This is a genomic window from Clostridium sp. CMCC3677, assembly GCF_023845585.1.
GTDB lineage: Bacteria > Bacillota > Clostridia > Clostridiales > Clostridiaceae > Clostridium > Clostridium aquiflavi.
On record NZ_JAMQHS010000007.1, the window covers coordinates 78,014 to 91,328 of the forward strand.

At 25.7% G+C, this 13,315-nt stretch carries 16 protein-coding genes; 1 reads left to right on the forward strand and 15 read right to left on the reverse strand.

The features are described from left to right. Positions 1-8: 8 nt before the first annotated feature. The gene (locus tag NG901_RS10130; RefSeq protein WP_252214137.1) at positions 9-683 is read right to left on the reverse strand and encodes a PIG-L deacetylase family protein; all 675 of its coding nucleotides are present in this window, start codon (positions 681-683) and stop codon (positions 9-11) included. After that, a complete protein-coding gene (gene neuC, locus NG901_RS10135) occupies positions 673-1,818 on the reverse strand; it encodes a UDP-N-acetylglucosamine 2-epimerase (protein WP_252214139.1) in 1,146 nt (381 codons plus the stop codon). The genes NG901_RS10130 and neuC overlap by 11 nt, the downstream gene beginning before the upstream one ends. Before the next feature lie 159 nt (positions 1,819-1,977). Between neuC and NG901_RS10140 the strand changes: the two genes are divergently transcribed. Next, positions 1,978-2,505, forward strand: coding sequence for a GNAT family N-acetyltransferase (locus tag NG901_RS10140; protein ID WP_252214141.1), 528 nt, complete (start codon positions 1,978-1,980; stop codon positions 2,503-2,505). A gap of 118 nt (positions 2,506-2,623) precedes the next feature. On the opposite strand, the gene NG901_RS10145 is transcribed toward NG901_RS10140, so the two are convergent. The 13 genes from NG901_RS10145 to NG901_RS10205 all read right to left on the reverse strand — a co-directional run bounded on the left by NG901_RS10145 (position 2,624) and on the right by NG901_RS10205 (position 13,031). Then, positions 2,624-3,667 (reverse strand): sugar phosphate nucleotidyltransferase, encoded by a 1,044-nt coding sequence (locus NG901_RS10145; protein ID WP_252214143.1) that lies wholly within the window; start codon positions 3,665-3,667, stop codon positions 2,624-2,626. Positions 3,668-3,751: 84 nt separating this feature from the next. Continuing rightward, on the reverse strand, positions 3,752-4,042 hold the full coding sequence (locus NG901_RS10150) for a hypothetical protein (RefSeq protein ID WP_252214145.1): 291 nt from the start codon (positions 4,040-4,042) through the stop codon (positions 3,752-3,754). Positions 4,043-4,079: 37 nt separating this feature from the next. Next, positions 4,080-4,388 carry a peptidase associated/transthyretin-like domain-containing protein gene (locus NG901_RS10155; protein ID WP_252214147.1) on the reverse strand — a complete coding sequence of 103 codons (309 nt, stop codon included), beginning with the start codon at positions 4,386-4,388 and terminating at the stop codon, positions 4,080-4,082. A gap of 18 nt (positions 4,389-4,406) precedes the next feature. Further along, a complete protein-coding gene (locus NG901_RS10160; protein ID WP_252214148.1) occupies positions 4,407-4,712 on the reverse strand; it encodes a hypothetical protein in 306 nt (101 codons plus the stop codon). 11 nt (positions 4,713-4,723) lie between these two features. After that, entirely contained in the window at positions 4,724-4,918 is a 195-nt protein-coding gene (locus tag NG901_RS10165; protein ID WP_252214150.1) for a hypothetical protein, read from the reverse strand. A 50-nt stretch (positions 4,919-4,968) separates the two neighbouring features. Continuing rightward, on the reverse strand, positions 4,969-6,693 hold the full coding sequence (locus NG901_RS10170; protein WP_252214152.1) for a motility associated factor glycosyltransferase family protein: 1,725 nt from the start codon (positions 6,691-6,693) through the stop codon (positions 4,969-4,971). Positions 6,694-6,795: 102 nt separating this feature from the next. Beyond that, positions 6,796-7,128, reverse strand: coding sequence for a hypothetical protein (locus NG901_RS10175; RefSeq protein ID WP_252214154.1), 333 nt, complete (start codon positions 7,126-7,128; stop codon positions 6,796-6,798). Positions 7,129-7,292: 164 nt separating this feature from the next. Further along, positions 7,293-7,598: a carboxypeptidase regulatory-like domain-containing protein gene (locus tag NG901_RS10180; RefSeq protein WP_252214156.1), complete on the reverse strand. Its 306-nt coding sequence runs from the start codon at positions 7,596-7,598 to the stop codon at positions 7,293-7,295. Positions 7,599-7,721: 123 nt separating this feature from the next. After that, the gene (locus NG901_RS10185) at positions 7,722-8,744 is read right to left on the reverse strand and encodes a lipid II:glycine glycyltransferase FemX (protein ID WP_252214158.1); all 1,023 of its coding nucleotides are present in this window, start codon (positions 8,742-8,744) and stop codon (positions 7,722-7,724) included. A 192-nt stretch (positions 8,745-8,936) separates the two neighbouring features. Next, positions 8,937-10,079, reverse strand: a complete 1,143-nt coding sequence (locus tag NG901_RS10190) for a DegT/DnrJ/EryC1/StrS family aminotransferase (protein WP_252214160.1) — start codon at positions 10,077-10,079, stop codon at positions 8,937-8,939. Then, complete coding sequence (locus NG901_RS10195; RefSeq protein WP_252214162.1) at positions 10,072-10,779, reverse strand: acylneuraminate cytidylyltransferase family protein; 708 nt, start codon at positions 10,777-10,779, stop codon at positions 10,072-10,074. Before NG901_RS10195 ends, NG901_RS10190 begins: the two co-directional genes overlap by 8 nt. Positions 10,780-10,806: 27 nt before the next feature. After that, a complete protein-coding gene (locus NG901_RS10200; protein WP_252214164.1) occupies positions 10,807-11,964 on the reverse strand; it encodes a LegC family aminotransferase in 1,158 nt (385 codons plus the stop codon). A 77-nt stretch (positions 11,965-12,041) separates the two neighbouring features. Next, positions 12,042-13,031, reverse strand: coding sequence for an NAD-dependent 4,6-dehydratase LegB (locus NG901_RS10205; RefSeq protein ID WP_252214166.1), 990 nt, complete (start codon positions 13,029-13,031; stop codon positions 12,042-12,044). Positions 13,032-13,315 lie beyond the last annotated feature (284 nt).

Consider the following 13,315-nt stretch of genomic DNA (forward strand, 5'->3'; position numbering starts at 1 on the left):
ATTCCCCCTTAAAAAACATCTCTAACTAACATAAATGCTTCAGCATATTTGGTGCATGCGGTACATCCTCTATATCTTGCTAATGCTTTAACACTTTCTTCGTTTCTTGGCTGAGGTATATCTTGCAATTCTGTTTTATATAACTTTAATATATCTAACTTCTTTTCAATATATTTTGTAATATTAGAGAATACATTTGGGACAAAGATATTTTCTTGAAATTGTGGTGCAATTTCTGTTTCAGATAAACATTCATACATAAGCACTCTTTTAATAAAAGGATACCTAAAACTTTTAGTGCAACTTAATATAGCTTTAGCCCCTATTTGATGATCAGTATGAACATCACTTCTATTAATCATATAAACAATTTCTGGTTTAACCTTATACATAACTTCACTTATCTTATTTATAAGATTTGAAAAGATATCATAATTTATCTTTGCTGGTCCAAATTTTAAGTTATATATTTTATCAAATCCATAAGCTTTCCCTATATTCTCAACTTGTTTTTTTTCCTCCATAACTTGCTGATATGAATAACCATATCTAGTTTCAGCACTTGTTAATATGAGCCAGGTAATTTTATCTCCGTTATCTTTATGCTTAAGAATTGTTCCTCCACACCCTATTGTTTCATCATCTGGATGTACTGATATAACTAATACATTTTTACATTTCATTTGGATCCTCCAATTTCAATAAATAATCTTTATACTCTAATTTCTTAAGAATTTCATATGCTTTTTCTGAACTGTTTGAATCTCCATAAATATTTTTTATATTTTTGCACTTATTTATAAAATCTTTATCTAAAGCTTTTTCTATTCCATTTTTTACTTCACTATATTCATCACCAACGAAAATCACATTTTCATTTGCAGCACGCCCTTCTTGCCTTACTCCTATGTTAATAACAGGAATGCCAACACAAGCAGCTTCCACTATGCCTGCACTAGAATTGCCTATTTGAAAAGATGCATTTCTATATATATTTATAAAAGTATTTCTATCTAGATTTTTATAAAAGTAAAAATCCTTATCATTTTTATATTTTTCTATTGCGTTTATAATTTCCTTATTTCCAGAATCAGTATTAGGATAACTTATAAACGCTTTTATTTTTCGTTCTTTAAGACATTTTAATATATTATTAAATGTTACATAGGATTTTTCATCTAATGGATGATAAATAACCAATACAAAATTATTAAATGGTTCCATATTTAATCTCTTATATATTTTATTTATATTTACAATAGGCTCTGTTTTAAATTTATCTAGCGCAGGACTTCCTATTTGAAAAATTCTATACTCAGGCTCTCCTATATTCATAACTCTTTTTTTATGCTCATAAGTAGACACAAAGTGAATAGATGATAATTTAGATGCAGCACTTCTAAGCTCATTATCAACTAATCCACTTTTTGTATAATCTCCACCAAAAAAATGTGCACTTGGAATACCTAAAAAAGCTCCAAGCATCCCACCAATTAATACTTCTTCCCTATCACCTGCGTAAATTATCAAATCTGGAGAATATTGATTTACTATATCAATTGAATTTTGCAATATTATAGATGTTGTTTTGAGTCTAGAACTTTTAGTATCAGAATCAATTAAGCTTTCTATCTTTATTAATATATCTAAGTTATCCTTTTCAATTAAATCCACTGTATTTCCATAAGTTTTTGATAAATGTGCACCACAGACTAAAAGTTTTAATTCAAAGTAATCATCAGAATCTATTTTTTTAAATAAGTTGCTCATTAAATCGTAATCAGATCTTATTCCTGTAATGGCCAATATCTTTTTCAATAAAATTACCACCTTTTTGGGCTTTATATTTTTTAAAATGCTTAGGATCTCTATACCTCACAGAAAATCTTATCTTTCATATTATATTCTGATGATAAATATAAAATTCTAATGAGAATATATGTATTATTATTAAGTTATGATTGGAGGAATTATTACATGAAACTTCTTTTTAAAAGATGTGCGGAAGAAGATTTTGAAGACTTCTTTATTTTAAGAAGCGATTATGAAAATATATATTGGACAGGCCATGATGAAAAACCTAATAAACCTAATCTTAAAAACTGGTATTTAAATCAATTAAAAAGAGATGATAGGCTTTTATTTATAGTTCGAAGTGATGAAGCAGATGAACCTGTTGGATATCTGTATTTAGATATAGTTGGCAATAATAATAATATTATAGAAACTGGTCATGGAGTAAATTCAAAATATAAAGGTAAAGGACTAGGTACTGAAATAATAAAATTTGCTATAGATTATAGTAGAAGTGAATTAACCTTTATTGATGAAGTAGATGGATGGATATTAGAAGATAATATAGGTTCTATAAAAAATGTATTAAAAAATGGCTACGTTGAAACTGATGAAAGAAAAGAAATTTACTTAGAAAATTTAAATATCTATAAAACTATGAAAAAATATGTATACAAAATAAAAAATACACAAAAAAATAATTCTATTTAACCAAAATAAAGATATATATAAATAGGACTTAAACTTGTGCAACTATTTCCTTTTCTGATAGCATTCAAGTTTCTGTCCTATTTATTTTTTATTCATAATACATTTAGATTCTAAAATTTCACACTAGTTTATCAATCATATTTTTCATAGATTCAAATTCTCCCATATCAAGCCATGCACCTTGAGTTACAGGATACATTCCAACTCTTTCTTTATTTTCTAGAAGTTTATATATAATATCAGTCATATCTGAATATTTATTTTCTTCTATATAATCTAAAACCTCGCGTTCTAATATATACATTCCTGTATTCACTAAGAACTCATAACTAGGTTTTTCATCTAAAGATTTAATACTCCCATCATCATTTAAATTAAAAACTCCATAGGGTATAATATAATTTTTTAGGGCAGTAACTATAGTTATTTTATTTTGGTACTTTTTATGGAATTTCAATATATCTGAATAATTTGCATTAACTAATATATCGCAGTTACTTACAAAAAAAGTACCCTTTATATTATCTTTTAATAAAATCAAACTTCCTGCTGTGCCTAATGGAATGTCCTCTTCAACAAAAGATATATTGTAGGGAGCTTCTTTATTAAAATATGCTTTAATAATATCTTTTTTATAATTTATTGTTACATAAAAATCATTAAAATTGAAATTTTTAAAATTATTTATTATCCTTTCAATAATAGGAATATTCCCTATTGGGATTAACATCTTTGGAATAATTTTAGTATATGGTTGCAATCTAGTACCTTTTCCTCCTGCCATAATAACAATTGGAATCTTACTTGTTTCAAAGTAATTACATTGACTTTGATAAACATCATTCCAAAATACAATATCAACAACTTCAATTTCTTCATTCACTATTGGTACAGCCTCTATTTTAAATTGTTTCATTATTTTTTTAACATTATTTCTTTCCTTCTCCAATAAATACTTTGGTGATTTGTTCATTATATTATATATTGATTCTGATATATTACCATTTTTTAATATCCATCTTCTGATATCACCATCTGTTACTACACCCTTAAGTTTTTTATCTTCAACAACAATTATAATTTTTTTGCCTGCTTTATCTAATATATTAATTCCTTTTTTTATTGATATATCTTTACTTACTAAAAGACTACTTATATCCATAAGAAATCTCCTTTGTTTACTAATATTTTTATTTTAAAAATAATTTTCTAAAGAATAAAAAAAGAAACTGATAAACAGTTCCTTTTACATATCTACAAAAATTGTTTCATTATCTAAACATTTTATATTATGATTTTCGCAAATCTTTATCTTATAATAGTGATTTTTATCACTTATTTTAAAACAAAATTCTCCTAAATCATTTGTTACACTATATGCACAATAAAGGCTACTGTCTTTTTCTGTATATGCTTTTTCTTTATCTGATAATACTATTTCCAATAATACTATTGCATTTTTGACAGGTGTTCTATCCTCATAATATAAATATCCCTTAAACAATACAGAGTTGTAATCACAATTAATATTTCTCATAATAACCTCACTGTGAAAATATATTTTATTTCAGTAATTAGCATTTAATAATAGGCTCATATACATCTAACACATAATCCAATTTACAACTACAAGGTAATAATACTGCATACTCTCCTTGTTCATTTGTAGTTAAATAACCATACTCTTTGGTTCCTGGTGAATAATAGCTATTATTTACTTGTTTAATATATATTATAGCTTTAGGTATTGGATTATTATCTTTGTCTAATATTTTACCTGTTATTAATACATCTATTGACTTTTTTATAATAATTTTCTTCTTTAATATAGAACATCTATTTAATTCTTTAGGACTTATTAATATCTCTTTATGCCACCCCACTTTGTTCACCCTCTAATATTATACTAAAGGAGAGTATATAGAAATTTCATAACGTCTTCCACAAGCTGGTTGTAATAAAAATAAATATTCTCCTTTATAATCAGTAAAACAATATCCTAATATCTTACAGCACTCAGTTAAGCAATTAATTTCCTTTACTTCAACAGCAGCCCAAATTGATGGCTCATGTTGTTCATTATATACATTTCCTTTTATAATTGTTGATTTTTTCTTTTTTATAACTATATTAACTTCATGCATTTTACTACACTTTAATCTGGAACCATATAAAACTATTGGTTCTTTTTTATTGTTGTTTTCCATTTCTGTAATTATTATTCTGGATTTTCCTTAGATTGTACTTTAGGAGTCTCCACAGTAGGTTCAGTTTCTATATTTACGTGTAGTTTATCTTGTCCTTTAAGTTGATCAGCTGATAATATTATACTACTTTGTGGTGTCCCATTAACCACTAAATTTTTAATTTTCTTTTCCTTGTAGACTTGTCCATTTATAATTATTTCTGACATTTACTGTTTCCTCCTTAATGATAAATAGTTCTCCTTACTATAATATGAATTTATTTAAATTTTGAAACTTCATCTTCTATAATTTTCTTTGCCTCCAAAAGCATTTCATTCATTCTCTTAAAATAATTTAAAAATGCCTTGCCTTGATATTTCATATTGGAAGTTAATTTATCATAATCCTTTGCAAGCATTAAAAAGCTCTCTCTTTTTATAGTGTATAGGAATTTATTAAAATACCCACCTAAATAAAAACTTTCTAAAGAAGATTCAAATGTTTGTACTATATCTAATATAAATAAAAATCTTTGAAAATCTATATCTTCTGGATTAATATCCACAAGTGATTTTTCTTCTTTAATATCTGCTAATATGGTGCACTGTTCCATACCTTGTACTGATTTTTCAATGAAAGTATCGACAAAATTAATTATGGTCTTTATTACTTTATCAGGTTTTAAATCAATACACTTATCAGGTTTCAATGATTGCTTTTTGTTATTAAAAATATTTTCCTCAAATATATCACATAGCTCTTTATGAGGCGCGCCTTTTATATCAGCACCATAAGATGCATTTATAAATTCTACATCTCTACTAGTCTTATATTGTTTAATATGATATTCCATGCTATTTTTAAATACTTGAAGGGTTGTTGTTGTTTTAACCTTATTTCCAAAAACATCATCTACAAATTGATTTGCCCAACTCTCAGTAATAATATTGTCTACAATATTAAAAGTAGCTTTCTCTGAATGATGCTTGTCATAAGTATATGCTAAATCTTGTCCTACGAGTATTATAGGATTGCATCCTAATATATTAGCCATAGCTAAACAAGTGTGTGCAACAGATCCCCCTTGAGATAAGCCTTCAAATTTATTAATTTCTTCAATTACTTTTGAAAAAATATTAGACATATATATCTTTTCACCTTTGTAATTTTTCATTAAATATCTATTACTATATTCATAATATAAAAGTGGTACATCTTCATTAAGGCTATCCTTCATCATCTCATACATAGCATCTGATGGATCTATAGATACAACTAAATCCGGCTTTATTCCATTTTTTATAAGAGTTGTAAATGTTCTATTGCTTGCAATAACAAAACACTTTTTTACCTTTTCCTTATTTGCAACCATATCTTCTATATTTTTATCTAATGATGGTCCAGCAGATACTATTATTCCTGGAATATCTTTATTAATTCCTATATAGGAATTTAACGGACTTGACTCTTTAATAACACTAAGATTTTGAAGTGAATTTCTCATAAAAGATTCCTTACATCTATAAGCCAAAATTATATTTCCACTTACAGAAAAATATTTAGCATCTATAGCATCTATTAATTTTTTATATTCATCCTTATATATATCTTTATAATTTCCAAACGCATAAATATATAGATTATCAAAGTTATTTCCGCCAATTATAGATGCAAGTATAGGTGTTATAGTTTCTTCATCAAATAAAACTATACTTATATTATCATTTAAAGCAATATCTTTATTTTCATTAAATATATCTTCATTAGGTTCAAATATTAGTACTTTATTATTACTACATAATATTTTTTCTAATTTCTTCAAATATTCTCCAGTATCTAATCCAAAAAGGATTATAAATGAATCAAATTTAAGATCATCTAAATTATCAATTAATTTATCAATATCTTTTTTATAATTTATATTATCTGCTAAATAATATTTAGAATCACTTTTTTCAATTTTATATAGATAATATCCATCTAAAGATTTAATTTTTTTCATTTATTTCCCCCTAAATTCACAGAAAGATACAGTATAAAAATACTGTATCTCTGACTTTTTATTTACATTAATTAATTATTAATTCTTTATATTAAATTATTTTTAGCCATGTGCATAGAATTTAAGAGTTAATGCTGTTCCAGTATTGACAGTTACACCATATTTACCAGTACTATCTGTAAATGTTTGTATATCAGCATTACCTATTGAACCTGCTGTAGTTCCATACCAACCTAAAACTGTACCACTCTTTAAAACAATTGGAGCTGAAACCACTACTTCACCTGATATATGCATACTTTTACCTGTAGCTAGTCCATTGATTAATACTAAATTCCAAGCAGTAGTTCCAACTGCTTGTGCTAATTTATTTCCATTATATCTAGTAATAGTAGCAGCACTTATAACGGTTCCCAATGGTTTATAAGTTGACATATAAAATTCCTCCCCGAACGCTATTCTTTTGTGATTATTTAATTTATAATATATATTTTAATAAGTTACTATAATCTATTAGTCATAGCAGCCTAATCTTAATATATTTGATCTAATATATTATATGCTTTACTTTTTTATAAGTGATTATACACTTAAATATTTTATTCATATATGGCTCCATATGCTTTAAGTTCATAAGAAATTTCTAAATATCTAGGGACTGATATTCCATAAATCCCCTGTTCATCACTAAAAGTTACTCCCACATACTTTTTTTTAGTTGGTGAATATCTTGTGTCAATTGAAAAAACCTTTATTGCAGCATAAGGCAAGGGAACTTTGTAAGGACTTATAACTTTTCCAGTAATTAATATATAATCATTTTTAGGAAAAGTAGAGTCTATATTTACTCTGTTGCAATGCATAAGTTTTTTTCCACATAATATTTCCCTTACAACGGCGCACATTTTTATCATCCCCTAATATAATAATTCTTAAAATTTAGTAATATCTGTAATACACTTAAGAGATATAAAGTAAACTATTTTTATTATCTTTTTATAAAATATATTTTTATATAATCAGACCTTTTACTCCTTATATTGAAGAAAAAGCTCTGCATTTTTCTTATTTTTAGATTGCCATTTATTCATTAAATAATCATATACTTCTTTGTTATGAATTCTTTTACCAATGTAAAAATCACTAATATCTTTACAAAAACTTTTTTTAAATTTATATAAACTGTCACCTTGGCTATTAGTTAATCCTCCACCAAAATGGAATTTAGAGAAACCACTATTTTTAGCATATTCGATAGCTGTCCATAACAATAAATTATTAGGACAATATTTTAAATACTCCTTTAAGCTACCAGATAAGTGATAATGGAAAATTTCATCACCTTGTAAAAAGATCCCACTAGCTACTGTAATGTCATTTAATTTAACATTAATGCATACATGCTCTAATTTATTTAAATCATCAAAATATTTATCATTGAAATAATAATTTTTTCCTGCATTTAATCTATCCATAGTTTCTATATAAACCTTTTTAAACTCATTTAAATCAAAACTAAATTCCGTAACAAGTCCTGATTTTTTAGCCTTTCTTATAACGTTTCTATTTTTTGATATAATATCTTGGCTCCATATGTCATCAATGGATTTATTTAAATTAATATAAGTTGTTGTCCTGTTATGACATACTTTAATATCATCTATAAATATAGTATGATTATCTAGCAACGGATGAAACCTAATGAACTCTGCTATAACATTATTTTTTTTGCAAAAATTTCTAAATGCGTCTTCAAAATCACTAAGAAATTCTGAACCATTAGTATTTGCTAATGGTCCACCATATCCATAAGCAGTTTCTATATCATAATATTCATTTTTTAAGTTATATCCTTTAATTTTACTCATTATAAATGGATATATTGCTAGATTATCTTTTTCTTCATAAACAAATAGTTTTGCTAATTTATCCTTACCATTTTCATAGAGATTATAATATTCACTTTTGAAATATATATCTCTAAAAGATAAAGGTAATTTATTAATATAGTTATCCCATTTCTGAGATGAACTATCTAAAATTTTAATCATTACATCACCTCCTTTTATATGTATCATCAAATTCAATTAAATTTTGAGAATATTTAATAAGTATTCTCGCATTTACTACTCATCTCATTTTTTTATAAAGAACAGGCTAACATTGAATTATACTTACTTTAAATTTCATTTTTATCTCTCATAATAATAAAGAAAATTTTTTATATCGTCTCAAATTACTACTTATTTTAAAATATCTTTTAAAGAATTAACTAAAACATCCATATCTTGAGTTTCATATCTCCAGTCAATTTGTAGACTTAAAATTCTTTTAGAAATACTTAAAGACTCTTTAAATTCATTTATCCATGGTTCCTTTGATAACTTCCAATGAACTGGTATATATATATTACGTTTCATAAGTTGTTTTTTTATATAATCTCGGTTTTCTATTAAAATTGGAAAAACTAAAGGTGTGTTATCATATAAATTTTCTGAATGATTTAAAAAAGTAATTTCTTTTATATTTTTAAGATTTTTAAAAATATATTTATAATTTTCACTTCTTTTATCAATCAATTTATTTACTGGAAAATAATTTAAATATTCTTTGTGTTTTGAATTAATTTTAAATATATCTTTTCTTTCATAGTATACTTTATGAGCCATGTCGAATAAATGTAAATAATCATTTTCATTTCCTATGCCTTCTAATATAAACTTTGTTTTTATATCTCTTGCATTTTCCATTAATTTAAAATAGTCATCATTTGCTTCTCTATATTTTAATGAATCATTTATTTTTTTGAATTCTACTAATTTATCACTTTTATTTAATGCCTTAATATTATTTAAAATTCTATCTTTATTAAATAAAACTAATGATCCATCTATAGGAAGAAATTTTCTATAACTATTAAATACATAATCTCCAATAAACTTATCTTGCCACTTAATCCAAAACTTTTGTACAGCATCTTCAATTATTAAAATCTTTTTTGATTGTAAATTTTTTAAAAACTTCCTTGTACTTTCACTATGATAAAATCCAAAATAATCAATAAAAAATACTGCTTTTATATTATATTTACTTATTAAGTTTTCTATAGATTCCATATTAATTGATAAATCTCTATTTATATTATAAAATTTATATTTAATATTTAGTTTTTCTATTAATTTCACAATTGTTGGACATAAGTAAGAAGGAAGTGCAATTACTTCACCATATTTAAAAGAAATTTCATTTAAAATAAACCTTATTGCACTATCCCCTCCACTTAAAAGTAGTCCTTGGCTTTCAATATCATTAAAAATATTTTTATCTTGAAATTTATCTTCAAACCAAAATTCCCCACCAATTGGATATTTTAAATTTCTAATCATGTGATACATCCTTATTTTTCATTATTATTTCAGCTATTTTAAAATCAATTTCAGTATCTATATCAATAGAAGATTCTCTATCCATTACATATCCAGTTAAATTCTCTACTTCAAAGGTTTTTTCTCTTTTTAATGCTTCTGTTTTAGCTAAATAAATTGCACCATTATATCTATAAATATTGGGTAAGTCCTGCCTCCTTGTAATATTTTTACCTTCCTCAAGAAAATACTTAAGACTTTCATTTTTAAAAATATTTGTCCAGTAAGGATTAACTTCTGACTTACAAATTGATATAATCCCGTGAAACTTACTTTTAACTAGTTTTTCTATTGCCTCATCAATATGCTGTTCATTTCTAAGTGGAGATGTACATTGAAGCAATAAAACATACTCTGGAAAATAACCTTCATATTTTTCAAGATAATCAAGCATATGAAATACACTATCTATTGTTAACGACTTGTCCTTTGCTAAACTGCTAGGTCTTAAATATGGCACTTCTGATCCATATTTTTCAGCGATGTCTGCAATTTCCTTGTCATCAGTACTTACAACAACTCTTGTAACAAATTTACTATTTTTACTTGCTAAAATCGTGTGAGCTATTAATGGTTTTCCATTTAAATTTAATATATTTTTTTTAGGTAGTCCCTTTGACCCACCTCTAGCTGGAATAATAGCTAATATCTCCGTTTTCATAAATTCTCCTTCTTTTAAATATTCAACTCATTTTTTCAATGCTTGTACAACAGTATCTATATCATCTTTTTTTAAGTTAGTACTACATGGAATATTTATTATTTTATCTATATAATATTTAGCTTTTTTAACATCATAAGCTTCATATTTTGTATAAGGTTTTTGGTCTTGTATAAGGTCCCAAATTGGTCTACTTTGAATACCTTTTGATAATAAATATTTAATTAAATCATCTCTTTTAAGTGGATATTCATCTCCTATAACTAAAGAATAAAACCAATAATTAGGTTCAATATCATCACTAAATTTTAGTAATGATAATCCTTTTATTTTTTCTATATTACTTTTATAATACTCATAATTTTCCTTCTTTACACTTATGAACTTGTCTAATTGCTCAAGTTGACCAATTCCTAAAGCCCCTTGTAAATTAGTCATTCTATAGTTATATCCTATTTCATTATGGATATAATACAAAGTATCATCCTTTGCTTGAGTCGATAGATATTTAGCTTTAGCTAATAACTTATCATCCTTTGCTACAATCATCCCACCACCACCAGTTGTTATAATCTTATTTCCATTGAATGAATATACTCCAAAATCTCCTATTGTACCTGCATATTTTCCTTGGTATAATCCACTTGTAAATTTAGATCCCAAAGCTTCTGTAGCATCTTCAACAACTTTTAAATTATACTTATTTGCAATGTACACTATCTTATGCATATCAGCAATATTTCCAAAAACATGAACTACCAAAATAGCTTTAATGTGTCTTTTAGATTTATTATTAATTAAATTTCCATTAACTAGTTTGCATTCTTCTTTGCAAAATCTTTCAAGCTTTTCTACATCAATAGTTAAACTGTCATCACAATCCATGAATATAGGATTTGCACCAATATATTTAACTGGATTTACGGCTGCAATGAAGGTAAGTGTTGGCACAATAACTTCATCACCTTCACATACTCCACTAAGAATAAGTGATAAATGTAATCCTGCTGTACCACTTTGACAAGCTACAGCACTGTTAACATTTAAGTACTTAGCTATTTCTTCTTCAAACTTATTTATATATTTACCGCCAGTTGAAACCCATTCTTCATCTATAGCATCTAAAACATATTTTTTTTCATTTCCCTTTAAATTAGGAACTGATAAAGGTATAAATTTTTTCATAAAGTTATCTCCTTTTAATAAAACTCTTTATTTTTACAACCTAGTATTTAAATTAAAAATTCAAACAATATAAAACTCTAAAGATTATATATATCAGATTTATATCTAACTAAATTTTCTGGCACTCTAAACCAATCTATAGTTTCTTTTATTCCTTCTGCAAAAGTAAATTTAGGTTCCCAATTAGTTAATTTTTTGATTTTCTCATTAGAACCCAATAATCTGTTAACTTCACTTTTTTCTGGTCTTAATCTTTCCTCATCACATATAATTGTAGCGTCTTTGTTTATCTGCCTTATAATCTCACTTGCAAGATCTTTTATTGAAATTTCCTTAGAAGTTGCAATATTTATTTCTTCTCCTATAGTTTTTTCAGACTTAGAAATTTCAAGAAAACCATTTGCTGTATCTTTTACATAATTAAAATCCCTAGTTGGTGTTAATGATCCTAATTTAATTTGTTTTTCACCACATAATAATTGCGTTATTATTGTAGGGATTACAGCTCTTGCTGATTGCCTTGGACCATATGTGTTAAATGGCCTCACTATAGTTAAAGGTAAATTAAAACTCCTATAAAAAGATTCTGCAATTCTATCAGCGCCTATCTTTGTTGCTGAATAAGGAGATTGTCCTTGAAAAGGATGATTTTCATCTATTGGTACGTATTTAGCAGTACCATAAACTTCAGATGTTGAAGTAATTAATATTCTCTTTGTATTTAACTCTCTAGATGCTTGAAGAACATTTAAAGTTCCCTTTATATTTGTATCTACATATGAATCAGGTGAGTGATAACTAAACGGAATGGCTATTAAAGCAGCTAAATGAAAAACTTCATCTATTCCATTCATTGCTTCTCTAACACCATTTGGATCTCTTATATCACCTGAAAATATATCAATTTTACTTTTTTTATTATTATCTAATGAGTCAAGCCATCCCCATGAATTAAAAGAATTATAATAAACAAAGGCTCTAACATCATAACCTTCATCTAATAAAATCTCACACAAATGACTCCCAATAAACCCATCAGCTCCAGTAACTAGTACTTTTTTTTGCATGAAAAATCCCTGCTTTCCTACTAAATGTAAATTTTTGGACCCCAGGGGTCACAATATATAATATTCATTTAAATAATGTACAGTTCATAATATATAAAACAAGTGCCTTTAAAATATTTTTTATTTTAAGGCACTTGTTATTATTTCTTGTAATTCATCATATAAAACTATGAAAATCAACTTAAATCTTACTTAATAAGAAGATAATTCCTTATGAATAAATATTATCGTGTTTTTTGATATTTTATGCTCGTTTTTGACATCTTTTTTACTTAAACGCTCTA